18 protein-coding genes, 1 tRNA gene and 1 pseudogene are annotated in these 25,933 nt (G+C 61.5%); 10 read left to right on the top strand and 10 right to left on the bottom strand.

Features of this window, described 5'->3' with window-relative positions:
- Positions 1-282: 282 nt before the first annotated feature.
- Genes VL598_RS01755 through hemL form a run of 3 tightly spaced genes read right to left on the bottom strand, consistent with a single transcriptional unit; the run spans position 283 to position 3,362 of the window.
- A complete protein-coding gene (locus VL598_RS01755) occupies positions 283-918 on the bottom strand; it encodes a riboflavin synthase (protein WP_325324979.1) in 636 nt (211 codons plus the stop codon).
- Between the two features lie 18 nt (positions 919-936).
- On the bottom strand, positions 937-2,058 hold the full coding sequence (ribD, locus tag VL598_RS01750; RefSeq protein ID WP_325324978.1) for a bifunctional diaminohydroxyphosphoribosylaminopyrimidine deaminase/5-amino-6-(5-phosphoribosylamino)uracil reductase RibD: 1,122 nt from the start codon (positions 2,056-2,058) through the stop codon (positions 937-939).
- Positions 2,059-2,078: 20 nt separating this feature from the next.
- The gene (gene hemL / locus VL598_RS01745) at positions 2,079-3,362 is read right to left on the bottom strand and encodes a glutamate-1-semialdehyde 2,1-aminomutase (RefSeq protein WP_325324977.1); all 1,284 of its coding nucleotides are present in this window, start codon (positions 3,360-3,362) and stop codon (positions 2,079-2,081) included.
- 224 nt (positions 3,363-3,586) lie between these two features.
- Here hemL and VL598_RS01740 point away from each other — a divergent pair, with 224 nt between their 5' ends.
- The gene (locus VL598_RS01740; protein WP_325324976.1) at positions 3,587-4,813 is read left to right on the top strand and encodes a Bcr/CflA family multidrug efflux MFS transporter; all 1,227 of its coding nucleotides are present in this window, start codon (positions 3,587-3,589) and stop codon (positions 4,811-4,813) included.
- A 137-nt stretch (positions 4,814-4,950) separates the two neighbouring features.
- Here the strand turns inward: VL598_RS01740 and VL598_RS01735 are convergent, their stop codons facing one another.
- The 5 genes and pseudogenes from VL598_RS01735 to zwf all read right to left on the bottom strand — a co-directional run bounded on the left by VL598_RS01735 (position 4,951) and on the right by zwf (position 12,329).
- On the bottom strand, positions 4,951-6,117 hold the full coding sequence (locus VL598_RS01735; protein ID WP_325324975.1) for a porin: 1,167 nt from the start codon (positions 6,115-6,117) through the stop codon (positions 4,951-4,953).
- 502 nt (positions 6,118-6,619) lie between these two features.
- Positions 6,620-7,974, bottom strand: a pseudogene (locus VL598_RS01730) (IS3 family transposase).
- A 190-nt stretch (positions 7,975-8,164) separates the two neighbouring features.
- Positions 8,165-10,084: a bifunctional transcriptional regulator/glucokinase gene (locus VL598_RS01725; RefSeq protein WP_325324974.1), complete on the bottom strand. Its 1,920-nt coding sequence runs from the start codon at positions 10,082-10,084 to the stop codon at positions 8,165-8,167.
- Complete coding sequence (gene pgl / locus VL598_RS01720; protein WP_325324973.1) at positions 10,062-10,760, bottom strand: 6-phosphogluconolactonase; 699 nt, start codon at positions 10,758-10,760, stop codon at positions 10,062-10,064. Before pgl ends, VL598_RS01725 begins: the two co-directional genes overlap by 23 nt.
- Before the next feature lie 108 nt (positions 10,761-10,868).
- Positions 10,869-12,329 (bottom strand): glucose-6-phosphate dehydrogenase, encoded by a 1,461-nt coding sequence (zwf, locus tag VL598_RS01715; protein ID WP_325324972.1) that lies wholly within the window; start codon positions 12,327-12,329, stop codon positions 10,869-10,871.
- 582 nt (positions 12,330-12,911) lie between these two features.
- Between zwf and VL598_RS01710 the strand changes: the two genes are divergently transcribed.
- The 4 genes from VL598_RS01710 (at position 12,912) to VL598_RS01695 (ending at position 17,385) form a co-directional block, all read left to right on the top strand.
- Positions 12,912-14,165, top strand: coding sequence for an ABC transporter substrate-binding protein (locus VL598_RS01710; RefSeq protein WP_325324971.1), 1,254 nt, complete (start codon positions 12,912-12,914; stop codon positions 14,163-14,165).
- 118 nt (positions 14,166-14,283) lie between these two features.
- The gene (locus VL598_RS01705; RefSeq protein WP_325324970.1) at positions 14,284-15,222 is read left to right on the top strand and encodes a sugar ABC transporter permease; all 939 of its coding nucleotides are present in this window, start codon (positions 14,284-14,286) and stop codon (positions 15,220-15,222) included.
- Between the two features lie 76 nt (positions 15,223-15,298).
- Positions 15,299-16,144 carry a carbohydrate ABC transporter permease gene (locus VL598_RS01700; protein ID WP_325324980.1) on the top strand — a complete coding sequence of 282 codons (846 nt, stop codon included), beginning with the start codon at positions 15,299-15,301 and terminating at the stop codon, positions 16,142-16,144.
- Positions 16,145-16,266: 122 nt separating this feature from the next.
- Positions 16,267-17,385: a sn-glycerol-3-phosphate ABC transporter ATP-binding protein UgpC gene (locus VL598_RS01695; RefSeq protein WP_325324969.1), complete on the top strand. Its 1,119-nt coding sequence runs from the start codon at positions 16,267-16,269 to the stop codon at positions 17,383-17,385.
- A 211-nt stretch (positions 17,386-17,596) separates the two neighbouring features.
- On the opposite strand, the gene VL598_RS01690 is transcribed toward VL598_RS01695, so the two are convergent.
- Together VL598_RS01690 and trxB are read right to left on the bottom strand one after the other, a co-directional pair.
- Positions 17,597-18,304, bottom strand: a complete 708-nt coding sequence (locus VL598_RS01690; protein WP_325324968.1) for a Smr/MutS family protein — start codon at positions 18,302-18,304, stop codon at positions 17,597-17,599.
- A gap of 48 nt (positions 18,305-18,352) precedes the next feature.
- A complete protein-coding gene (gene trxB, locus VL598_RS01685) occupies positions 18,353-19,348 on the bottom strand; it encodes a thioredoxin-disulfide reductase (protein ID WP_325324967.1) in 996 nt (331 codons plus the stop codon).
- Positions 19,349-19,660: 312 nt separating this feature from the next.
- On the opposite strand from trxB, the gene VL598_RS01680 reads away from it, so the two are divergent.
- From VL598_RS01680 to VL598_RS01660, 5 genes are all read left to right on the top strand, one after another.
- Positions 19,661-21,979 carry a DNA translocase FtsK gene (locus tag VL598_RS01680; protein ID WP_325324966.1) on the top strand — a complete coding sequence of 773 codons (2,319 nt, stop codon included), beginning with the start codon at positions 19,661-19,663 and terminating at the stop codon, positions 21,977-21,979.
- Positions 21,980-22,107: 128 nt separating this feature from the next.
- Positions 22,108-22,833, top strand: coding sequence for an outer membrane lipoprotein chaperone LolA (lolA, locus tag VL598_RS01675; protein ID WP_325324965.1), 726 nt, complete (start codon positions 22,108-22,110; stop codon positions 22,831-22,833).
- A gap of 100 nt (positions 22,834-22,933) precedes the next feature.
- Positions 22,934-24,247 carry a replication-associated recombination protein A gene (locus tag VL598_RS01670; protein ID WP_325324964.1) on the top strand — a complete coding sequence of 438 codons (1,314 nt, stop codon included), beginning with the start codon at positions 22,934-22,936 and terminating at the stop codon, positions 24,245-24,247.
- 96 nt (positions 24,248-24,343) lie between these two features.
- The gene (gene serS, locus VL598_RS01665) at positions 24,344-25,642 is read left to right on the top strand and encodes a serine--tRNA ligase (RefSeq protein WP_325324963.1); all 1,299 of its coding nucleotides are present in this window, start codon (positions 24,344-24,346) and stop codon (positions 25,640-25,642) included.
- A 129-nt stretch (positions 25,643-25,771) separates the two neighbouring features.
- Positions 25,772-25,862, top strand: a tRNA-Ser gene (locus tag VL598_RS01660).
- Positions 25,863-25,933: the final 71 nt, after the last annotated feature.

Below are 25,933 nucleotides of genomic sequence, written 5' to 3'. Positions count from 1 at the left end.
CGACGTGAGCTCTCTGGGCTAAAGCAAATCTGCTATCCGACCATCGGAGTCGAATTCGCACTCAAATCCAAAGTGTCGTTAATAGAAAGCGCAGGTTGCTTGCACGTCAGGAAAACTGGCGAAACTGTGTGAGACCTGTTTAGCGAGGTCTTGGCGCGTCGCCGCCGATCCCAATACTGGCGGGGCAGGCAGCCGGCTGGGGTAGATCGGAGAGGCCGTTTTCTGGTGGCGTGACGGTGCCGCAATGAGACGAAGGCAGACGTCGATTCTCGAAACACTGATTCATTTCAACGATTTATAGCCATCCTGAGACGATGCAAGCATCCGCTCCACATACCGCGCAATCAAATCAATCTCAAGATTGACCTTGCTCCCAGTCGCCAACTGGTTAAGCGTCGTCACTTCCACCGTATGCGGAATCAAGTTGATGGAGAACTCGCATCCGTCATCGCGATCCTCGACACTATTCACGGTGAGACTGACACCATTCACCGTCACCGATCCCTTATAAGCGAGGTATCGAGCAATGTCGGCCGGGGCGAGCACCCGCAATTCATGAGACTCTCCGACCGGCGCGAAGCGTGTGACGGTGCCAAGCCCGTCGACGTGGCCCGACACGATATGACCGCCCAACCGTTCGTGTGCAGTCAGCGCTTTTTCGAGGTTCACGTCTCCAGGCGCGGCGAGCCCCACCGTACGGTTGAGGCTCTCGCGCGAAACGTCGACGTCAAACGCATCGGCCGTCTTCGCGACGACCGTCATGCAAGCGCCTTGAATGGCGATGCTGTCGCCGATTGCGACGTCTGACAGGTCAAGCGCACCCGCGCGAACGGTGAGCCGTACGCCGGCCTGCGCGTCGCCGCCGAGCGGTTTGATCGTTTCAATGCGGCCCACTGCCGCGACGATACCCGTGAACATCGTTGTCTTCCTTTTCGATCAAGCTGTCGACTTAGGCGGCGCAAGCCGCGCGAGGATGCGCAAGTCGTCGCCGATGCGATCGACTGCGTGAAATGCCAGCCGGGTGCGGCCATCGAGCGTCGCCGGCGCGGCAAGATTGAACATGCCGGCTGAATCGGAGCCCAGCAGGCTCGGCGCGAGATAGACGAGTAATTCGTCGACACATCCCTCGCGCAGCAGCGAGCCGTTCAGCTTATGCCCGGCTTCGACATGCAACTCGTTGATGCCGCGCGCGCCGAGCACCTTGAGCATGGCAGCCAGATCCACCTTGCCGCGTTCGTTCGCAATCGGTACAACCTCGACACCGCGCGCAGCGAGTGCGTCGGCGCGCGACGCGTTGTCCGCATCGATTTGTGCGCAGAACACGAGCGGCGGTGCACCCTCGAAAATCCGCGCCGTCAGCGGTGCCTCCAGCCGGCTGTCGATGAGCACGCGCAGCGGCTGACGCGGCGTCGCCACGTCTCGCACCGTCAATTGCGGATCGTCCTCGCGAACCGTGCCGATGCCCGTCAAAATCGCGCACGCGCGGGCGCGCCAGGCATGGCCATCGGCGCGGGCCGCAGCACCGGTGATCCACTGGCTTTCGCCGCTCGGCAGTGCCGTGCGGCCGTCGAGGGAGCCTGCAACCTTCATGCGCACCCACGGCCGCCCGCGCGTCATGCGCGACACGAAGCCGATGTTGAGCTCCCGCGACTCATTGGCAAGCAAGCCGCACCGCACGTCGATGCCGGCTTCGCGCAGCATCGCGAGACCACGCCCCGATACAAGCGGATTCGGATCGTCCGTGGCCGCGATCACGCGCGTGACGCGTGCATCGATCAAAGCATGTGCGCACGGCGGTGTGCGGCCAAAGTGGCTGCACGGCTCGAGCGTTACGTAGGCAGTCGCGCCGCTCAGGTCATGGCCGCGCTGGCGCGCGTCCTTCAGTGCTTGCACTTCGGCATGATCCTGGCCGGCGGGTTGCGTGTATCCCTCGCCGATTACCGTGCCGTCTTTGACAAGTACACAGCCTACGCGCGGGTTGGGCGTCGTCGTGTACAGGCCGTGCGCCGCGAGGGCGAGCGCACGTTGCATATGTCTGAAGTCGTCGTCCGAAAACATGCTGGTAGGCGTGTAGTGCGTCAAGCCGCCAGCGCGGCAAACGCACCGCGCGCGGCGTCGATCGTCGCATCGATGATGGCATCGTCGTGCGCTGCCGAGACGAAGCCCGCTTCATAGGCCGAGGGGGCAAAGTACACGCCCGCATCCAGCATCTTATGGAAAAACGCATTGAAGCGGGGGATGTCGCTGCGCGAAACGTCGGCGAAGCTCGCTGGCACGTTCTCGGTGAAGTAGAGGCCGAACATGCCGCCCACCGCGTCGGCGCAGAACGCTTCGCCCGCTTCCTGGGCCACGGTGGCGAGCCCGTTTGCGAGACGCGCGGTTTGAGCAGTGAGGCGCTCGTAAAATTCCGGCGCCTGGATCAGCTGCAGCGTTTTCAAGCCGGCTGCGACCGCGATGGGATTGCCCGACAGCGTACCCGCTTGATAGACGGCACCTTCAGGCGCGAGGTGCGCCATGATGTCTCGCCGGCCGCCAAATGCCGCGGCAGGCATGCCGCCGCCGATTACCTTGCCGAGGCAGGTGAGGTCGGGTTCGATGCCGTAGAGCGCCTGTGCACCGCCGAGCCCGACGCGAAAGCCGCACATCACTTCATCGAAAATCAGCACGGCGCCGTGTTGGGTGCAAAGCCGGCGCAGCGTCTGCAAGAAGTCCGGATTGCCGCGCACGAGATTCATGTTGCCGGCAACGGGTTCAACGATGACGGCGGCGATTTCGTCACCGAACGCGGCGAAGGCCGCCTCAAGCGCCTCGCTGTTGTTGTACTCGAGCACACTCGTGTGCTTCGCAACGTCGGCAGGCACGCCAGCAGAAGTCGGGTTGCCGAACGTCAACAGCCCCGAGCCGGCCTTCACGAGCAGGCTGTCGGCATGGCCGTGGTAGCAGCCTTCGAACTTGACGATGCGCTCGCGCTTCGTGAAGCCGCGCGCGAGGCGCAGTGCGCTCATCGTTGCTTCCGTACCGCTTGAGACGAGCCGCACCTGCTTGATCGAGGGCAACAGCTTGCAGATTTCCTCGGCGATCTCGATTTCGGCTTCGGTCGGCGCACCGAACGAGAAGCCGTCGACGAGCACGCGCTGCACGGCTTCGAGGACTTCGGGATGGGCGTGGCCGAGGATCATCGGCCCCCACGAGCCGATGTAATCGATGTAGCGCACGCCCTCGGCGTCCCAAAAGTAAGGGCCTTGTGCGCGGGCAACAAAACGTGGCGTGCCGCCGACTGAACGAAAGGCACGCACAGGCGAGTTGACGCCGCCGGGAATCGAGCGTTGCGCGCGTTCGAAAAGTTCTTGATTGGTGGTCATGGGATGGGGCTGCTTCTGTGATGAGCCGTCCCGCGGGGCGCATGACCGGCCAGACGCCGGCCCGCCTCGCGCGGCCGGGCGGTTCCTTGAATTGTACCGGAGGCCTGCAATCGGGACGGGCAGATGGCCCTGCATTTGCTCCGCGGTTGCGTAAAATCGCCCCTTTTTCTCGCCGCAGTAAAGCAGAACGACAAGACTCGGCTGTGGCCCTGATGAGATTCCGGATGACCCAAATCGAAAAACAAGCGCCGGACATCCGGCTGATTGCCTTGCTAGGGGCGCTGGCCGCCTGCGGACCCCTTGCCGTCGACATGTATTTGCCGAGCCTGCCTGCGATTGCCCGTATCTTCGGTGTCACCGACGCGGCCGTTCAGGTGACCCTCACGAGCTTCATGGCGGGCTTCTCGGTCGGCATGCTGCTTTACGGGCCGCTTTCGGATCGCTTCGGCAGGCGGCCCGTGCTGCTGGGCGGGCTCGCGCTGTTCATGCTGGCAAGCTTTGCCTGCTCAGTCGCCAACTCCATTGCGTTGCTGGTGGGCATGCGCTTTGTGCAGGCGCTGGGCGCGGGCGCGGCTTCGGTGATGGCGCGAGCGATCGCACGCGACGTCCACCGGCCGCAAGACGCGTCGCGCGTTCTCTCGATGATCGCGCTGGTGACGAGCCTGGGACCGCTGTTCGCGCCGCTGATCGGAGGTCAACTGCTGCTGGTGGGCGGCTGGCGGACGATCTTCGTCCTGCTCGCGATTGTTGGCGCGATTTGCTCGGTGCTTGCTTTCACGCGCTTGCGCGAGTCATGGCCACGGGAGAAGCGTGTCCACGCACGCGTGTGGGCATCGTTCGCCGTCTATGGGCGGCTTCTCACCGATCCCGTCGCGCTCGGCCATCTTCTGTGCGGGGGGATGGCATTCGCCTCGTTGTTCGCCTATATCACGGCCACACCCTTCGTCTATATCGAGTACTTCCACGTACGGCCGCAGCATTACGGTTTCCTCTTCGGTCTGAACATCGTCGGCATCATGATCGGCAACTTCCTCAACACAAGGTTGATCGGTCGCTTCGGCTCGCTGCGTCTCGTCGCCGCAGCATCGCTAGTCAGCTGCGTCGCATCGTTCGCCGTGGCAGTGGCATGCCTGACGGGGTGGGGCGGTCTCTTGTCGATCGTCGTATCGCTCTTTTTCGTCGTCGGTGTCGTGGGTGTGCTGACGGCCAATTGCACGACGGACCTCATGCATCGTTATCCGCACAACGCGGGAGCGGCCGCCGCCTTGTTCGGCGCGGCGCAGCTGGCCCTTGGTGCGCTCGCCAGCCTGCTCGTCGGTGCGCTGCAAGACGGCACGCCCAGGGCCATGGGTTTGACGATCGCCGCGACTGGGGGGCTTTGCTTTATCGGACGTATGGTGGTGCTGCGCTGGCACGCATTACCGGCCCGCGGCACCGCGATGCCGCGCTAGGCGCGACCACCGGCTCGCCACTGTGACGGCGGGTGCAAAAAAGCGCCGCAACAGCGGCGCTTTCGAAGGTACTGCGGATCTCGCATTGGCTCTCGCGGCTTGAGCCAGCGAGTTTTCGTTTTCGGCGCTGCTGACGCTTAGAACTTGTGGCGGATGCCGATGCGCGCGAGAACCTGGTTGCGGGTCGACGATTGAGTGCCCGGGTTGCCGTCGTAAATGTCAGCGTTGGTGTGAATCGCGTGCTGATAGACACCCATTACATAGACATCCGTGCGCTTCGACAAACTGTAGTCGGCAATGGCGTTCAGCTGGCCCCACTTGGGCTGCTTGTCGGTGGCATCGACCTTGCCCCACGTGAACGAATAGCCGAGCCCCAGCGTCGCTGCCGGCGTGAGCTTGTACTGGCCCCAGAGCTCGGCTGTGTCGAACGTGGCTGTGTTGCCGGCAACGCTTTCGATTGTTCCCGCGCCGGCGTTTTCGAAGCGTGCGTTCGACCAGTTCGCACCGACAAGAACGGGGCCGAACGAGTACGTGCCGCCCGCGCTAATGACCTGCATGCTGCTCGGGGTGCCGACGAAGCCGAATGCGCCCGTTGTGGAGACGCCCGGCGGCGTTCCTGGCGCATTGGTCGTGAAATTACCGTCGCTGAACTGCTCACGCGGTGTCTTGGCGAAGAAGTAACCTGCACCGAGGTAGAGGGGGCCGGCCGCGTAGTTGAGGCCGGCGCCGATTGTGCTGTCGCGGCCGAACTGGCCCGCTTGTCCACCGAAGGCATAGAAGCCTTCGGCGCGCAGACCGTTGAACGAGGGCGACACGTACTTCAGCGAGTTATTGACGCGAAAGCCGTTGTCCGTGTTGTCGATATCGCTGGGGTGTGAAAAGAGCGCGCCCCATTGGCCGTTGAACGTCGTCGCTTGCGCGTTATCGGCGACAGGGTCGTACTGGCGCCCAAGGGTCAGCGTACCGTAGGTGTCGTTCGCCAGACCGATGTAGGCTTGACGGCCGAACTCGCGACCAGCCTGCCCCAATTTACCGCTATTGACGTCGAAACCGTTTTCCAATTGGAAGATGACCTTCGTGCCGCCGCCGAGATCTTCCGATCCCTTCAGGCCCCAACGGCTGCCCTGAACCACGCCGCTTTGCATGGCCCAGACTGCGCCGACGCCTCGGCCGCTGGAATTCGTATTGTTGTTCACGTAGGTCAAGCCGGTGTCGATAAGGCCATACAGCGTCACGCTGCTTTGAGCGAACGCCGGTGTGGCAGCGGCGCCCGTCAAGGCGAAGGCGATGAGCGATTTTTTCATCTAATACGTCTCCGAAACTCTAATTGCAAGGCGACTACCCGGTTGTCCGCTGCGGCGGACTACGATCGTTTGGTGAACGGGTGGCCGCCGCCGCGAGTCCGGCAGTCGACGCGATATTAGGTAGACGAAAGCGGCCCATTTATCGGGGGAATTCCGCCTTGATGGATATTATTGCGATAGATGCAATGATTGATTTCTTATCTTGAAAAACACGTGCACGGAAAGATTTGCTTCTAGTGAAAGGGAGTACTTACAACATTCGGTGGCCGTTGCAAGTACGCGACACATTTTTTGTTCGAGTCGTCGCTGCGAGTGGAAAAAAACCCACAAGCCTGCGACCAATCGGCGTACCGGAGGGCGCCCGGCTGGTGTGCCGGGTTCGCGCTCAATGCGCTGACCGCGCAGAAGTGGAGAAGAAGTCGAGCCCGATTGCGGTCGAACGAAGAACCCGCTCTTGGAATTGAACTGACCCCGTAAAGTTGGACAGTTTGGAAAGCTAGGGTTATCTGGGCTGGGTCCTGTATTGCACAGGGCTCAGCCCTTTTAGTTTCAACTTGATGCGATCGTGGTTGTAGTAGTGGATGTAGCGTGCCAGACCGTCCTGCAATTCGTCCAGATTGCGGAACCGGCCCAGATGGAAGAACTCGGACTTGAGCGTGCCGAAGAAGCTTTCCATGGCGGCATTATCCAGGCAGTTTCCCTTGCGCGACATGCTTTGCGTGAGCGTGCGCTGCTGCAAGAGACGGCGATACGCAGGCATTTGGTACTGCCAGCCCTGATCCGAGTGCAGGATGGGCCGCTCGTGCGACTTCAATCGAGCCAGCGCCTTGCGCAGCATTGTGCTCACCATGCCGAACTCGGGGCGCCTGGCCGTCTCGTAAGCGACGATCTCGCCGTTGTAGAGATCCAATATCGGTGAGAGATACAGCTTCTGGCCGCCAACGTTGAATTCGGTGACGTCGGTTACCCACTTCTGATTCGGATGTTACGCTTGGAACTGGCGTTGCAGGACATTGGGTGCAACGCGGCCAACGGTGCCTTTGTAGGAGCGGTATTTCTTCACGCGCACCCGAGACTTCAGTTGCAATTGATCCATCAGGCGAGCCACGGTCTTGTGGTTGATAGTTTGCCCAAGATTGCGCAGCGTAAGCGTGATGCGCCGATAGCCGTAGCGGCCTTTATGCCGCTCGAACAGTTCATGAATCGTGGCTTTCAGGGCCGCGTACTTGTCGGCGGCACCCAGCGCCCTTTGCTGGTAATAGAAGGTGCTGCGGGCCAAGCCAGCGACCTTCAGTAAGCCTGTGAGAGAGTACTGCTGCCTTAGCTCGATCACGATTTGCGCTTTTTGCGCTGCATCGATTGCTTGCGAGCCAAGGCTTCGAGCTTTTTTAGGTACGCGTTCTCCATGCGCAGGTAGTTCAGCTCATCAAGCAACTCCTGGCGAGTGCGTGTGCCGTCATCGGGGGATGAGGGCGGTGTAATCGGCTGCTGCTGTTTCGGCATGTTCTTGGGCCGGCCCCGCGGGCGGGCAGATAAGGCGGCTAAACCGCCCTCATCATACTGCCGTCTCCATAGCCCGATGACGGAACGGTTCCGAATATTGAACCGCGCCGCCGCTTCGCGCTCGGACAGGCCTTCGCTTTCTATTTGCTGCAGCACCAAGCGCTTGAACGACGCGCCGTAATGCCCATACTTGCGCTTGATACCCGTCACCCCGTGTGCCCGATACGCCGCTACCCACTGGCGTACCGTCGCTTCATCAACGTCATGTTGTTGCGCGACATCCCTGAATCCGCTTTGGCCTGATTCGTAGGCCTCGATGACCGATAGCTTGAACTGCTCTGTGTACTTCGCCATGAAAAACACCCCAAAGGTTGGACCGGTGTCCAACTTTTGGGGTGCAGTTCAAATTACAGAGCGGGCACATGGGTGAAAAGGCGCTGCCCGTGTGCGGCGCGGCGTTACCGCGCTTGGGCGAGTGGATGCGCAGCGCCGCTTGGTCCCGAGACGACGGAGGCAGTTATGCCTGCTGGCCGTGGCCCAGCGTTCAATCGGATCCTGACGACGCCGTGCCGTGGCTGAGCCAATCGAGGATGGCCACGGCCTCATCAGCGCCTGCGGCGCGTGCCTTGGCGACAGCTTGCGCGACATCGGAACTGGGCTCCGCCCGGCGGATTGCGACGCCGACGGCCAGGATGTCGATGATCAACAGGTGCAAGATCCGGGAAATCATCGACAACTGCGACTCCCGAATCTCGATGTGATCGGTTTCAAGTGCCACGGTTGCCCGCTTGGCAAGCGGTGTATTGCTCGAGGTGATGGCGATCACCCGCGCACCCGCTTGCATCGCAACGTCGAGCACGCGCAGCAACTCGGGCGCGCGTCCGGACTTCGACACTGCGACGATCACATCCCCCTTGCCGAGCAGAGCGGCAGACGCGGCCTGCATATAAAGATCGCCGTAGGCGATCGTCGGGATGCCGAAGCGGTAGAACTTGTAGTGCGCATCTTGAGCAACGATGCTCGAGTTGCCGAGCCCATAGAACTCGATGCGCCGTGCGCCATTGAGGATATCGATTGCGCGCTCGACGTGCCCGAAGTTCAAGCGGTCGCGCAACTGAAGGATGGCGGAGACGGTGTTATCGAGCACCTTGGCGCCAAAATCGGTTGCTGCGTCGCCGACATGGACCTGGCTATGGCTTACCGGGATGGTCCCGGTGAGTCCGGTGGCGAGCTTGAGTTTGAAGTCAGAGAGCCCTTGGCAGCCGAGCGAGCGGCAGAACCGGATGACTGTCGGCTGGCTCACGTCGGCCTTGCGCGCGATATCGACGATCGGATCGCTGATAATCGAGCGCGGGTGGTTGAGCGCGAGATCGGCGACGCGACGTTCGGCCGGCGTCAGCGCGTCGCGCGTCTGCCGGATACGCTCGAAGACAGCGGTTGAGCCGCCCGTGCGGTTCGATAACTGTTCGGCGAGAATCGCCGAGACGCCAAGAAACGCCGGGTACTCGGCCGTGATCACGTAGGTCGGCACGTTGGCGAGATAGGCTTCGAAGCGGCCTTTGGCTTCGAACCGCGCACGAAACGACGAGCGGGCGAAGAAATCGCCAAGCTTCGGTACCACGCCACCGCCGATGTAGATGCCGCCGAGCGCGCCGAGTGTCACGGCAATGTTGCCCGCAAATGTGCCGAGGATGCCGCAGAAGCATTCGAGAGTTTCAAGTGCGAGCGGCTCGCCCTCCATGGCGCGCTTGACGACCTCCGCCGGATCGACCGAGGCCGGCAGGTGCGTCTTGTCGCGTGCGGCGAGCGCGCGGTAGATGAGTTCGATGCCAGGGCCCGCCACCACGCGCTCGAACGAGACATGCGGCCATTGTTTGCGTGCGAACTGGAGCACCAGATCCTCGCGCTCGTCACAGGGCGCGAAGCTGGCGTGGCCGCCCTCGCTACCGAGCGCGATCCACCGATCGTCGGCGGGAATCAGTCCCGATACGCCGAGGCCGGTACCGGGGCCGAGCAGGCCGATCACGCTGTGTTGTCTGGGTGTGCCGCCGCCGATCTGAACCCGCTGGGTCTCGGAGAGAACCGGCAGCGCCATGGCGAGCGCTGTGAAATCGTTGACGACGAGGAGCGTTTCGAAGGCGAAGGCGCGACGTGTCGCCTCAATCGAAAACGTCCAGTTGTGATTCGTCATACTGACCTGATCGCCGTCGACGGGATTGGCGATGGCGATGGCCGCATGATTGACCTGACTTGCGCCGACGTCGTTCAAATACTGTTTCAGCACCTCTTCTAGGCCCGGGTAATCGGCGCACCGATAAACGCGGATCTGTGAAAACTCGTTGGGGCCCGTTTCGAGCGTAAAGCGCGCGTTGGTGCCGCCGATGTCGGCGATGAGCCGCGGACCGCCGACATGCGGACGATTGCCGCTGCCGGAAGTCGGCTTAGTTCGCAGACCAGTAGACATCGAGTCTGACTCCCCTGTCGTTCGCCAGCTTCGAGATGGCATTGTCTTGCGAGGCGGCGGTCGCCGCCTCGAGCACGTCGCGCTTGCGCGATCCCGCAATCAGCAGAAAAAGGTGTGGAACGCGCTTGAGCGCGGCAAGCGAAAAGCTCACGCGCGGGTGCGGCGCACTGCCGGGATGAACGGCGACGAAGCGCTCGCAAGTCTCCGCGGTGATGTGAGGCCACTCTGGTGCGTCAGCGAAAAGGGAGGCGGTGTGGCCGTCCTCTCCCATGCCGAGCACGGCGACGTCGGGCAGCGCGTGCGTCGGATTAGCATTGAGTGCCGCGACGTGTGCGTTCAGCGCAGAAGCAACATCGACGAGCGGCAAGAACCGCGCGCTTCGGGCGGCCTGCGCTGGGTCAAAGAGCGTCTCCCGGACTAGTCGAGCGTTGCTGGCCGCATCGATCTCGGGAACCCACCGGTCATCGACCAGCGTGACGTCGACGCGCGGCCAGTCAAGCTGCTCGCTGCCGAGCACTTGCAAGAACGCGCGGGGACTGGTGCCGCCAGACACCGCGAGCGTCGCGCGCGATGCGGCGTCCGCCTGGGCGAGTGACGCAGCAAGCGCGTCACTGACCGCTTTTGCCAGCGCAGCTGCTTGAGCGCGCGGGTCGTCAAAGGCATGAAGTTCGATCACTTCTCCTCCAGACTGTTTTTTCTGGGTTGCATCGGATGTTTCGGTCGCTTTCAAATTGAGTCGAGTGCCCCGCAGGCGGGGCGCTCAGTGCGGGATATCCGAACACGCTTAGTTCTCTTCTTCCAACCAGCACGTGCCATGCTGCGCGAGCATCGCGCTGGAAGCGGCGGGTCCCCACGTCCCTGCGGCGTACGGCTTCGGTGGCTTGTTGGATGCGGACCATTCGTTGAGGATCGGCTCAACCCAGCGCCAGGCCGCTTCTTGCTCGTCGCGCCGCACGAAGAGCGCGAGGCGCCCGTGGATCACATCGAGCAGCAACCGCTGATATGCCTCCATTTGGCCTTCGCGGAAAAATTGATCGAACGCGAGATCAAGGTGGACACTGGCGAGATTCATCCCTTCGCCCGGCTGCTTGGCAAGGCAAAAGAGGCGAATCCATTCGTTGGGTTGCAAACGAATCACGAGCCGGTTGCTGCCTGGGCGCAACGCTGCAGCGCCGAGTGCCGAATGAGGAACGGGGCGGAAGTTGACGACGATTTCGGCGACCCGTTCCGCAAGGCGCTTGCCGGTACGCAAGAAGAACGGCACGCCGGCCCAGCGCCAGTTCTCGATTTCCGCCTTCACCGCGACGAACGTCTCGGTCTTGCTTTGCGGATCCACGCCAGGCTCGGCGGTATACGCCGGCACTGAGGTGCCCTTGATGACGCCCGCGTGATACTGCCCGCGGACGGCTACCTTCGAGATATCGCGCGCGTCGATCGGCTTGAGCGCGCGCAGCACACGTAGCTTTTCGTCGCGCACCGAATCGGAGTCCATCGAATGCGGCGGCTCCATGGCGACAATGGAAAGCAGCTGCAGCAGATGGTTCTGGACCATGTCGCGCAGCGCGCCGGTGTTGTCGTAGAAGTTGCCGCGCCCTTCGACGCCGAGCTCCTCGGCAATCGTGATCTGAATGCTCTCCACCCACTCCCGACGCCACAACGGCTCGAAAAGCGCATTGCCGAATCGAAGCGCCAGCAGATTCTGCACGGGCTCTTTGCCGAGATAGTGGTCGATACGGTAGATCTGGTCCTCGGCGAAGATTTCGCCGACGGCGTCGTTGATGGCATTCGACGAGCGCAGGTCGTAGCCGAGTGGCTTCTCAAGGACGATGCGCGAGTGGGTATGGAGACCGACCGATGCGAGTGCACGGCAGATCGGTACGAACAGCGACGGCCCTGTGGCGAGGTAGAACACGCGTATGCCGGCATGTCCTTCCAGCTTGTCGCGCAGCAGTGTGAAGTCTTCCGGCTTGCCAAGGTCGAGGTTCACGTAGTCGATGCGCTCGATGAAGCGCGTCCAGGCACCTTCATCGAAGCCGTTTGCGTCGACATGCGCTTTGACATGGGTGTTCACCCATTCGAGGTAGCCGTGCAGATCGGCGGCATGCCGCGCGACGGCAACAATCCGGCCGTGCTCGGACAGCATGCCGGCGCGATGGGCCTCGTAGAGCGCCGGAAGAATTTTTCGCATCGACAGGTCGCCGGTCCCGCCGAAGAGAACGAAGGTAAAGCCTGAGTCGATTTGCATGGGTCGTAATTCGAATGTCGAGTCGAGGGTTGCCCGGCGCAGCCTGCGGCGGGGGCATCGGGTTGTGACGCAAAACTTTGCTTCAGTCCCTTGCTTCAAGCGTGTTCGAGTGGGTGACCTCCCCCGCATGTAGCGTTATAAAAATAATTTTGACACCAAATTGTAGTTTAACTACAATTCAAATCAAGACATAACGACGGTTGCTGCAAAAAGCATGCGCCGCGATGGCTTTGGAGCATGCGTTGATTTTGCTCCAAAGCCTTGCTGGCGCAGCCGATCAGCATTAAGCGGTGCATCTTAGCAGCGCTATGCGGCGGTTGGCTTTCAGCGCGCCGGGGCCTCCGGGCTTTGCTGGCCGACGCGGTTCGGGCCAGACATAAAACAATCAGACAGGAGGCAGTCGTTCAGTTACGCACCCCTCATTTCTTAAGATGAATATGGCGGCCGGGCATGCTCCCGGGGCCGTACACGTGCACCGTGCAGCTCCGATGCAGCGCGCGGTGTCTTCCACACCGACTACCGTTCCCCAGCAAAAACGAGCGGGGCGCTTCGTTCCCGGTTCACATTCGGAGGAGATAAAAAATGAAACTTCGCGCGATCATGGCTGTGCTGTGCGTCACGCCGCTCATGCTGAGCGTGTCTCGTGCGCAGGCGGCCGAATCCGTCGCGGTGCTGCATTGGTGGACCTCGGGCGGCGAGTCGAAGGCCGTCGGCGTGTTGAAGGATGACATGACGAAAGCGGGGTACAAGTGGAACGACTTCGCGGTCGCGGGCGGTGGGGGCGCGGCGGCTATGACGGCGCTGAAGACGCAGGTCATTTCGGGCAATGCACCGTCGGCAGCGCAAATCAAAGGCCCACTGATCCAGGAGTGGGCCGAGCAGGACGTCCTGGTGCCGATCGATTCCGTTGCGAAGAGCGAGAACTGGAAAGCAAGCCTGCCGCCCGCGATCGACAAGCTCATGCAGGCGGACGGGCACTACGTCGCCGCGCCGTTCTCGGTGCACCGCGTGAATTGGCTGTACATCAACAAGGCAGCGCTCGACAAGGCGGGCGGAAAGGTGCCAACGACATGGCCCGAGTTCTTCGCGGTTGCGGACAAGATGAAAGCTGCAGGCATCACGCCGGTCGCAATGGGGGGGCAGTCGTGGCAGGAGCTGACGCTATGGGAAGACGTCGTGCTTTCGCAGGGGGCCGATTTTTACAAGAAGGCGATCGTCGATCTCGATCAGAAGACGCTGACGTCGCCGCAGATGATGCAAGCGTTCGACACGGTTCGAAAGATTCAGGGTTACTTCGATCAGGGTCGTACGGGCCGCGATTGGAACCTGGCAACGGCCATGGTCATCCGCAGCAATGCCGGCATGCAATTCATGGGCGATTGGGCGAAGGGCGAGTTCGCGAGTGCAGGGAAGAAATCGGGTGCCGATTTCATCTGCGCGCCGGTACCGGGCACTTCAAACGCCTATACGTTCAATGTCGATTCCTTCGTCTTCTTCAAGCAAAAGGGGCGGGATACAGCGACGCCAGGCCAGCTTGCGATGGCCAAGGAAATCATGAACCCCGCGTTCCAGGAGCAGTTCAGCTTCTATAAGGGTTCCATCCCGGTGCGGCTCGGTGCGCCGATGGCGAAATCCGACGATTGCGCCAAGAAATCCTACAACGACGAGCAGGTCGCGATCGATTCAGGCGGCTACGTGCCGTCGCTGGCGCACGGCATGGCGCAATCCGATGCGGTTGCGGGCGCAATTAGCGATGTCGTGACGAAGTTCATGAACTCGAATCAGACGTCACAAGACGCCGTCAACGCGCTCGCGCGTGCTGCAAAGACGAAGTAAGCCGGGTGGGCCGGCGATGCGCGATGTTGCGTCGCCGCCCGCATCACCGAGGCCGCCCTGTTCGCAATCGATATGCGTCGAGCAGAGCGGGCGGCAGATAAGCCTTAGGAGTCGAGTAGTGGCTGCCTTCATCAGCGGCAAAGGCAATGCGGTCACGCCGGCGCGTCATCGCACGTCCTTGTACGCGACGCTCGCCGATCGCTGGATGCCGAAGCTCGTGCTGGGTCCGAGCGTACTGATCAGTTTGGTCTTCGTCTACGGTTTCGTCGCCGTCACGGGCTATCTGTCGTTTTCCAAATCGCGGCTGATGCCGAACTACAAGTTCGCCGGTCTTGACCGCTATGCGGAGCTTTTCAACAACGACGTGTGGTGGACATCGGCGAAGAATCTGGGCTGGTTCGCCATTCCCTTCATTGCTGTCTGCATCGGGCTCGGTCTTTTCCTCGCGATTCTGCTTGATCAAAAGATTCGTCATGAAGGCGCGCTGCGCGCGGTGTTCCTATACCCAATGGCGCTGTCTTTCATCGTGACGGGCACCGCATGGCAGTGGATTTTGAACCCCGGCCTCGGGCTTGAAAAAATCATGCACGATTGGGGCTGGACGGGCTTTTCATTCAATTGGCTCGGCGATCCGGACAAGGCAATTTTTTGCATCGTGATCGCCGCCGTTTGGCAGTCGACGGGCTTCGTCATGGCGCTCTTTTTGGCTGGGCTGCGCGGTGTCGATGCCGAAATCTTCAAGGCCGCCCAAGTCGACGGCGCTACGCTGCCCACCATCTATCGCAAGATCGTGGTCCCGAGCATGCGTCCCGTGTTCTTTTCGGTGCTGCTGATCCTTTGCCACATCGCAATCAAGACGTTCGATCTCGTCGTTGCCATGACGGCGGGCGGGCCCGGCACCTCGTCGTCATTGCCGGCCATCTTCATGTACACGTTCTCGTTCAACCGCGGGCAGCTCGGCGTTGGTGCGGCGTCCTCCATGATGATGCTGGCCACTGTCGTCGCTGTGCTCGTGCCGCTCATGTATCTCGAATCGAGGAGCACCCGCCATGCATAAGGCTGAACGGCTCCCACGCTCGCTGCCCCCCGAGGGGGCGTGCAGTACGCTTGGGTGGACGAACGGGTTGAAAGAAATGACGATCAGCCGTGCTGTCATTTATGCGGCGCTGCTGCTGTTCGCGCTTTACTTCCTGTTGCCGATCTACGTCATGCTATCGACGTCGTTCAAAGACATCGACGAACTGCGTACAGGCAACCTCCTCACACCACCTTTGCACTGGAGCGTCGCGCCCTGGATCAAGGCGTGGAGCGAGGCTTGCACGGGTGTGCGTTGCGAGGGCATGCGGCCGTTCTTCATGAATTCGATCTACATGGTCATTCCGGCCGTGCTGATTTCATCGATCGTTGGCGCATTCAACGGCTATGTGCTCACGCATTGGCGGTTTCGTGGAGCGGATGCCATTTTCACGATGCTGCTCGTCGGCTGCTTTATTCCGTTCCAGACGATTTTGCTCCCGATGGCACGGCTGCTTGGCTTCATCGGCCTGTCCAATACCATTCCTGGCCTCGTGTTCGTGCATGTTGTATATGGCATCGCGTTCACGACGATGTTCTTCCGCAACTTCTATGTCGGCGTGCCGTCCGAACTCGTCAAGGCCGCGCGTATCGACGGCGCCGGCTTCTTCACAATCTTCGTGCGCATTCTGATGCCCGTCTCGCTGCCGATCTTCATGGTCTGCGTGATTTGGCAATTCACGCAGATTTGGAACGATTTCCTGTTCGGCATCGTATTTTCGGGTGTCGACTCGATGCCCATCACCGTGGCGCTGAATAACCTTGTCAACACATCGACGGGCGTCAAGGAATACAACGTCGACATGGCCGGCGCGATTATCGCGGCATTGCCGACGCTCTTCGTCTATGTACTGGCAGGGCGCTATTTTGTGCGAGGGCTCACGGCCGGTGCAGTGAAGGGTTAGTGAGTCGTGCTCCTCGTTGCGCGCCGACACGGGCAGGCGATGGGGTGGGGGCGTGCACCGGGCACGGACGCAACGAAGCATCGTCCATTTGAAAGCGGCATAGCAGACAAGGGATCTTCAGCATGGCAAGCCTTTCCATCCGCGACGTTCATAAGACCTACCCGAACGGCGTGCCTGTCCTCAAGGGCGTTGATATTGAAATCGAGGATGGCCAGTTCCTGATTCTCGTGGGTGGTTCGGGCTGTGGGAAGTCGACCTTGCTCAACATGATTGCCGGCCTGGAGTCTGTCACGAAGGGCGAGATTTGCATCGACGGTCGTGTCGTCAACGATTTGTCGCCGAAGGATCGCGATATTGCCATGGTGTTTCAGTCGTACGCGCTGTATCCATCGATGACGGTACGAGAGAACATTTCCTTCGGCCTGAACATCCGCAAGGTGCCCAAGCGCGAGCAGGCGCAAATCGTCGAGCGCGTCTCGCAGATGCTGCAGATCGAACACTTGCTCGATCGCAAGCCTGGGCAGCTTTCTGGTGGGCAGCGTCAGCGCGTCGCGATGGGGCGCGCGCTCGCACGCGATCCCGTGATGTTCCTGTTCGATGAGCCTCTATCGAATCTCGACGCGAAGCTACGCCTCGAGATGCGCTCGGAGATCAAGCTGCTCCATCAACGATTGGGCACGACGATCGTGTATGTGACACACGATCAGATCGAGGCGATGACGCTCGGGGACCGCATTGCCGTGATGAAAGACGGCATCGTGCAGCAGTTCGGTGCACCTCAGGACATCTACGATTCACCGTCGAACCTTTTCGTGGCGGGGTTTGTCGGCGCGCCGCCGATGAACTTCATCGAAGGAAGGCTGGTTGAGCAGGGCGCGAAAGTGGGTATCGAAATTGACACGGGTGTGACGCGCAGCGTGCTCAACCTGCCGTTTGATGTTAATCGCTTGAAGGGATCTCTGGATCGCAACGTCATCTTGGGTTTGCGCCCCGAGCGCATCACGGATGCACGTGGCGTGCACGAATGCGGCAATGAGACCGTGCAGCCGATCGAAGTCAAGGTCGACGTGATCGAGCCGACGGGCCCCGATACCCTGGTTTTCGCGCAAGTGAACGGCAAACGGGCGGTAAGCCGCGTGCATCCAGCATCGAATCCACAGCCGCTGCAACATATCACGCTGCTTTTTGATGTGTCGAAGGCTGTGCTGTTCGACCCGACGACCGAAGAGCGAATCGCCTGACGCAGAGCGGCGGTGACGCCGTTGCTAACGTTGCCGCTCGCGGCGCCACAGAGCGCCTTCGGTTCGAACGGGACAATTCAAGCGATGGGGTCGAATTCATTGCGGCAATCACGCCGCTTGCAAGCGCGTTGACGACCAAACACGCGAATATGCGAATGCGCGAATACCGAACCCGGACAGTGTGTGGTCGCCCTTTGGGCCTTACGGTGGACTAGCTCGCGGCGCGGGGCTGCAAGAGTACGAGCACGGCGCCCGCGCCGCCGTCGTTCTCGCGTGCCTGGCAAAACGCGATGACTTCGCTCTTCTGAACGAGCCATGCGCGCACCTTCCCTTTGAGCACGGGCTCCTTTCCGACGGAGCCCAAGCCCTTGCCATGAATCACGCGAACGCAGCGCAAGCCGCGCTTGCCTACATCGCGGATGAACTCGGAGAGCGCCTCCCGTGCCTCGTCGCGGCGCATGCCGTGCAAGTCGAGCTGTGCCTGCACAATCCAGTGTCCGCGCCGCAATTTGCGAACGACTTCATGACTGATGCCGGGGCGGCAGTAGAAAAGCGTTTCGTCGGTATCGAGCAGGACTTCCGGATCGAATTCGTCCGAGATCGCCTCGTTGAGCACAGCCTGCTCATCGCGCTGCGTCTGGGTCGGCACGGCGGGAGGGGGCGTGCGGCCGTGCTGGGCGCGAGGTGGTGCGTGGAGTGGCTTGACTTCACCGATCTCGCGGCGAAAGATTTCGGCCTCGGCAGCCGCCTCACGAGCTGCTTTGGCCGCAGCGATACGCTCGCGCTCGCGTTCGGCGGCGCTGTCCTTCAGCGCGTCGCGCAAAGCGGCGAGGTCCGAGAGGCCGGTACCTCGCGCGCTTGCACTGCCTGCGCTGCTCACGGGCTTGCTGCCACCCGGATGAGATCGTTGTTTAGCCATCAGTGATTCTCGAGATGCGAAGGCGCAGGCCCCTTCAATGGCAGGCTTTTATCGGTCGGCTTCCTGGCTCATCACATGTTCTTGGTCAATCTCATGGATGCTCTCGAGGTAGCGCTGTGCGTCGAGCGCGGCCATGCAACCGGTGCCGGCGCTCGTGATTGCCTGGCGATAGACGTGGTCTTGCACGTCACCGGCCGCAAAAACGCCCGGAACGCTCGTAGCCGTCGCATTCCCGCTGAAACCGCCGTTCGTGATGATGTAGCCGTTTTTCATCTCGAGCTGGCCTGCGAAGATGTCCGTGTTCGGCTTGTGCCCGATCGCGACGAAAACGCCTTGCAAAGCGATGCCCGTCGTCTCGCCCGACTGCGCATGCTTGATGCGAACGCCGGTGACGCCCGAGTCGTCACCCGTCACCTCGTCGAGCACATGGTTCCACTTGATCTCGACTACGCCTTCCTTTTCCTTTGCCAGCAGGCGATCGATCAGGATCGGCTCCGCGCGGAACTTGTCGCGACGGTGGATGACCGTTACCTTGCTCGCGATACCGGCCAGATACAGCGCTTCCTCCACGGCCGTGTTGCCGCCGCCCACCACGGCGACTTCCTGTTGTTTGTAAAAGAAGCCGTCGCAGGTAGCGCACGCCGAAACGCCGCGGCCCATGAACGCTTCTTCCGATGGGAGCCCGAGGTACTGTGCTGACGCGCCCGTCGCGATGATGAGGGCGTCGCAGGTGTACTCGCCCGCATCGCCGATGAGCCGGATCGGCTTCTCATCGAGCTTGGCGGTGTGGATATGGTCGAACACAATCTCCGTGTTGAAGCGTTCGGCGTGCTCGAGGAACCGTTGCATCAACTCAGGGCCCTGGACGCCGTTCGGATCGGCCGGCCAGTTTTCGACGTCGGTGGTCGTCATCAATTGGCCGCCTTGTGCGAGTCCGGTGACGAGCAGGGGCGACAGGTTGGCGCGCGCAGCGTAGACGGCTGCCGTGTAACCGGCGGGACCGGAACCGAGGATGAGGACTTTGGCGTGTTTGCGCGTCGACATGGGCTTAATCCGTAAGAAAGACGGTGAGCGATGATCGGAAGGCCGAAGGCGGAAAGCGGACACAGGGCTCGCGCTCGTCCACCAGGGACTCGCTACAACCGTAGGTGGGGCGTACCCGCGCATTATAAAGGGGCTTGCGGCGCCTTGCCGGCAGGGGAATTTCAATCGTAGCGATAGTCGCCCCGTGCGGTGGCGCCACGCGTGGTTACCGTCATTTACAGCCAGTCGCGCGAAGCAACGTTTACAATATGCCGAATCGTACGATCGGCGCGCTGCGCATATTTCGGCGGCCCGCCCAATCTTGACGGATTCATGGCCAAAGCACCTTATTCTGCACACGCGCAAGCCCTGCCGCATCGCATGTCGCGTCTATTCACCGAGATTCGCTGGATTCTGCAGGTCGCGCTTTGCGTATTCCTGGCGATGGCGCTCGTCAGCTACAGCCGAGGGGACCCCAGCTGGACGCATGCGGCCCAGGTCGATCACATCTCGAATTGGGCAGGCCGCGTCGGCGCCTGGACGTCGGACATCCTGTTGCAGCTCTTTGGCCTCTGCGCATATTGGTGGGTGGTGCTGCTCGCGCGGCGCATCGCCGCCAACTATCGGCGCATGACGTTGCACGAGGACGAGGATGTCGAGGAGGCGCCGCCGCGCGGTTCCTGGCTTACGGACGCGTTCGCATTCGTGCTTGTGGTGCTCGCCTGCGACGGCATCGAGGCGCTACGCATGTGGTCGCTGCGCGTGCCGCTGCCGCGCGCACCGGGCGGCATCGTCGGCGACGCCGTGGCCCGTGGCGTTTCGCATGCGCTTGGTTTCACGGGCGGCACGCTCGCGCTCTTGATCGCGCTGGCCGTAGGACTATCGCTTTACTTCCGATTTTCGTGGTTGTCGGTGGCTGAGATTGTCGGCGACAAGATCATCTCTGCCGTGACCTTCGCGAAGCTGCATCGCGAAGCGGGCCGTGACCGTAAGCTGGGAGAAGCGGCTGCCGTCAAGCGTGAGGGGAAAGTGGAGCAAAGCCGCGTGCGGTTCGAAGAGCAGGAGCCGGTCACCATCGTACCGCCCGTCGTTGCGCCGGCGAAATCCGAGCGCGTCGAGAAAGAAAGGCAGGTACCGCTTTTCACGGATTTGCCGGGCGATACGGCGCTGCCGCCGGTTTCGCTGCTCGATGCTGCGCCCGCCGTGCAGGAAACGGTATCGGCCGACACGCTCGAGTTCACCTCGCGACTCATTGAAAAGAAGCTGAAAGATTTTGGTGTCGAAGTCAGTGTCGTGGCCGCGTACCCGGGGCCCGTCGTCACGCGCTATGAAATCGAGCCCGCCATAGGCGTCAAAGGCAGCCAGATCGTCGGCCTGGCTAAGGACCTTGCGCGCTCGCTTTCGCTCGTCTCGATTCGCGTCGTCGAAACGATCCCGGGGAAGAACTACATGGCGCTCGAGTTGCCGAACCAACGCCGGCAAACCGTGCGGCTCTCCGAAATTCTCGGCTCCGAGGTGTATGCCGATGCGAGCTCGAAGCTGACGATGGGCCTCGGCAAGGACATCAGCGGCAAGCCTGTATGCGCCGATCTAGCGAAAATGCCGCACCTGCTGGTGGCAGGCACGACAGGCTCGGGCAAATCGGTGGGCATCAACGCCATGATCCTCTCGCTCCTCTACAAGGCGAGCGCGGAAGAAGTGCGGATGATCCTCATCGATCCGAAGATGCTCGAAATGAGCGTGTACGAAGGCATACCGCACCTGTTGTGCCCTGTCGTCACCGACATGCGGCAGGCCGGCCACGCGCTCAACTGGACGGTCGCCGAAATGGAGCGCCGCTACAAGCTGATGAGCAAGCTGGGCGTGCGTAACCTCGCGGGCTACAACAACAAGATCGACGAGGCGGCAAAACGCGAGGAGAAGCTGCCCAATCCGTTCAGCCTCACGCCTGAGGAGCCCGAGCCGCTCACACGGCTGCCGAACATCGTCGTGGTCATCGACGAGCTCGCCGATCTCATGATGGTCGTCGGCAAGAAGGTGGAGGAGTTGATCGCGCGGATCGCGCAAAAGGCACGTGCGGCCGGCATTCACCTGATTCTCGCCACACAGCGTCCCTCCGTGGACGTCATCACGGGCCTCATCAAGGCTAACGTGCCGACACGCATGGCCTTCCAGGTGTCGTCGAAAATCGACTCGCGTACGATTCTCGATCAGCAGGGCGCCGAATCACTGCTGGGCATGGGCGATATGCTGTATTTGCCGCCTGGCACCGGGTTGCCCGTGCGCGTGCACGGCGCCTTCGTCTCGGACGATGAGGTGCATCGCGTCGTCGAGAAACTGAAAGAGCAGGGCGAGCCGAATTACATCGAAGGCCTCCTCGAAGGCGGGGTGGCTGGCGAGGGCGAGGAAGGTTCCGATGCGGCAGGCGGCGCCGGAGCGGGCGGTGGGGAATCCGATCCGCTTTACGATCAGGCCGTGGAGGTCGTCGTCAAGCACAAGCGGGCGTCGATCTCGCTCGTGCAGCGACATTTGCGCATCGGCTATAACCGAGCGGCGAGGCTGCTCGAGCAAATGGAGCAGTCGGGGCTCGTCTCAGCGATGTCGTCCAGCGGCAATCGTGAGATTCTCGTGCCCGCGCGCGATAGCGACTAGGCGGGCAACGACCCACCAGGGATCACAGCACCGCTCGCTTCGCTTACAGCCTGCTTAGGCGTGTGACGCGGCGCGCAGCGGGCTTCCAGCATCGCGATCAAGCCCAGTTCATCATGGAGATCGATTTTATGCAGCATCGTTTTCGGCTTTACGCCCCTCGTTCGCTGTCGCTCGCGGCTCGCGGTCTTGCCGTGGGTGCGGCGGGCCGACGCATTCTCACCGCTTTACTGAGCGCGGCGCTCGTCGTCACGACCCCAGCATTCGCGAGTGGCACGGAGCAATTGAAGGCATTCGTCGCGCAGGTGCACGCGGCGCGCGGCGAATTCGTACAGCAGGAGACGAAGGCTCCTTCCAAGGCACAGGCGGCGAACGGTTCGGTGCAGCCGATGGTCTCCGGCACGTCGAGCGGGACGTTCGTGTTCTCGAGGCCCGGCAAGTTCATCTGGACCTATGAGAAGCCGTATGAACAAGTGTTGCAAGCAGATGGTGAAAATCTTTACGTCTACGACAAGGATTTGAATCAGGTCACGATTCGCAAGCTCGGCGGCGCGTTGGGCGCGAGCCCTGCGGCGATTCTATTCGGCAGCAACGATCTCGACCAGAACTTCACTTTGCGCGATGCGGGCGTGAAGGGCGGCATCGATTGGCTCGAGCTGACGCCGAAGTCGCGCGACACCCAGTTTGAAAGCGTGGGCATCGGCTTTCGCGACGGCAACCTCCAGGCGATGGAATTGCATGACGTATTCGGCAATGTGACGCTGCTCACGTTTTCGAACATTCAAAAGAATCCGCCGCTGAAGCCGGATGCCTTCAAATTTGCGGTGCCGAAGGGTGCCGACGTCATCAACGGTTAGATCGGCGCTTCCCGAGCGCATGCGTGGCGGCGGCTTAGCACATCGCAACGCGTGCCGCCGGTAGCGCCATACAGGAGCCACGTGAGAGTGGGTCACCACCATGTTTGAAGATCCCCGTGTCGCCGTGCCGCTCGCCGAACAGCTGCGACCGCGTAACATCGATGAGGTCATCGGCCAGACGCATCTGCTTGGGCCGATGAAGCCACTGCGGGTCGCGTTCGAATCGGGCGAGCCGCATTCGATGATTCTTTGGGGGCCGCCGGGCGTCGGCAAGACCACGCTCGCGCGACTCATGGCGAACGCCTTCGATGCCGAGTTCATCGCGTTGTCCGCCGTGCTCTCCGGGGTGAAAGACATTCGCGAAGCCGTGGAGGTGGCTCAGGGGCATCGTGCGCGTGGGCGTCGCACGCTCGTTTTTGTTGACGAAGTGCATCGGTTCAACAAAAGCCAGCAGGACGCATTCTTGCCGCACGTCGAATCGGGCCTTTTCGTATTTATCGGTGCGACGACAGAGAATCCGTCGTTCGAAGTCAATAGCGCGTTGCTCTCACGCGCTGCTGTGTACGTGCTCAAAAGCCTCGACGACGACGAGCTGCGCCAACTGCTCGAACGCGCACTTGCCGAGCTGGGCGGTATCCGAGCGACGGACGAAGCGAGGACGGCGCTGATCGGCTCGGCGGACGGAGATGGCCGAAAGCTGTTGAACAATGTCGAGATCGTCGCGCGGGCGGCGGCAGCACAAGCGGCCGACGTGATCGACGACGCGTTGATCGCGAGTGCACTGACCGAGAATTTGCGTCGCTTTGACAAGGGCGGCGATGCGTTCTATGACCAGATCAGCGCGCTGCATAAGTCGGTACGCGGCAGCAACCCGGACGGCGCGCTGTATTGGTTCTGCCGCATGCTCGATGGCGGTGCCGACGCGCGTTATCTCTCGCGCCGTCTTGTGCGAATGGCTTGGGAGGATATCGGTCTTGCCGACCCCCGCGCGGCGCGCGTCGCGCTCGATGCCGCCGAGACTTATGAGCGGCTGGGCACGCCGGAGGGGGAACTGGCACTTGCGCAGGCGGTGATCTATCTGGCGGTTGCGCCGAAATCGAATGCCGGCTACGTCGCTTATAACGAAGCGCGCAGCTTTGTGGCGAAGGACCGCTCGCGTGCGGTACCCGTCCATTTGCGCAACGCGCCGACGAAGCTGATGCAAGAACTCGGCTACGGCCACGAGTATCGTTACGCGCATGATGAGCCCGATGCCTATGCGGCGGGCGAAACGTACATGCCGGACGGCATGCGCGAGCCGCACTGGTATCAGCCGACGCCACGCGGGCTTGAGGGCAAAATTGGGGAAAAGCTGGCGCGGCTTGCAGATCTCGACGCCACATGGCGCGCGGCGCACAAGCCGAAAGGCGGCTAACGCAGGGAAAGTGACGCGCCCACGACAAAGTGGGCGCGAGCCTCGAGCCGGGTGCGCTAAAATCGCGTTTTTACATCACATATAGCACTAGATCCCATGCTCGACATCCAGTTGTTGCGCAAAGACCTCGATGGTGTCGCGAAGCGCCTTGCCGCACGTGGCTACACGCTCGACGTCGCAGCGTTTTCGGCACTCGAGGCCGAACGCCGTGCCATCCAGACACGCACCGAAGAGTTGCAATCGCGTCGCAACAGTCTGTCGAAGCAGATCGGTGCAATGAAAGGGCGCGGCGAGGATGCATCGACGCTGATGGCCGAAGTGGGTGGCATCGGTGACGAGATGAAGGCTTCAGCGGCGCAGCTCGAGGACGTGCAGGCGCGCTTGTCGAAGTTCATGCTTGAAATGCCGAATGTGCCGGATGCGAGTGTGCCCGTGGGCAACGACGAGACGGGCAACGTCGAGGCACGCCGCTGGGGTACGCCGCGCCAATTCGATTTCGACGTCAAGGACCATGTCGATATCGGCACGCCGCTTGGGCTTGACTTCGAGACCGGCGCGAAACTGTCCGGCGCGCGTTTCACGGTGCTGCGCGGCGCGATGGCGCGGCTGCATCGGGCGCTCGCGCAGTTCATGCTCGATACGCAAACGCAGGAGCACGGTTACAGCGAGGTATATACGCCGTACATCGTCAATCCCGAGGTCCTTTACGGTACGGGGCAGTTGCCGAAGTTTGCCGACGACATGTTCCGCGTGGAGAAGGGCGGCGGCGAGAATCTTGTCACGCAGTACCTGATCTCAACGTCCGAAATCTCGCTGACGAACACTGTCCGCGAGAGCATTCTTGACGCCGCGGCGTTGCCGGTGAAGCTGACGGCGCACTCGCCATGCTTTCGCTCTGAGGCGGGTTCCTATGGCCGTGACACGCGCGGCATGATCCGTCAGCATCAATTCGACAAGGTCGAGATGGTGCAGATCGTGGCACCGGAAGCCTCGTACGACGCGCTCGAGCAGATGGTGACGCATGCCGAGGCGATTTTGCAGAAACTCGAGCTTCCGTATCGCGTGATGACGCTGTGCACGGGCGACATGGGCTTTACTGCGGCGAAGACGTACGACCTCGAAGTGTGGCTGCCGGCGCAAAACACTTACCGCGAGATTTCGAGCTGCTCGAATACTGAGGCGTTTCAGGCAAGGCGCATGCAGGCCCGCTATCGCAACGCACAGGGCAAGCCGGAACTCGTGCATACATTGAACGGTTCGGGATTGGCTGTGGGGCGCACGCTCGTTGCCGTGCTGGAGAATTTCCAGAATGCGGACGGCTCGGTGACGGTACCGGCTGCACTGCGGCCTTATCTCGGCGGTATCGAGCGCATCGAGGCCGCGTCGGCGCGCTGATCGCGGTAGGGCGCGTCGATTGAGACGCTTCTCACGTCGCTTTGCAAAAAAGACTTGGAATGTTCGTTTGGTTGTCCTATAATCTTCGCTTCGCCAAACGACGACCAAGCTTGGTGAAGTGAAGTACAAGGAAAGGTGGCAGAGTGGTCGAATGCGCCGGACTCGAAATCCGGTGTACGGTTATACCGTACCGTGGGTTCGAATCCCACCCTTTCCGCCAGAATGCAAGTAAAAACGGGCCTCACGGCCCGTTTTTCATTTCTACCTGCCAAAGATCCCCCATACGCGAAA

This window comes from Trinickia sp., assembly GCF_035492435.1.
Lineage (GTDB): Bacteria > Pseudomonadota > Gammaproteobacteria > Burkholderiales > Burkholderiaceae > Trinickia.
This window is presented reverse-complemented; position numbering and strand designations above follow the sequence as displayed.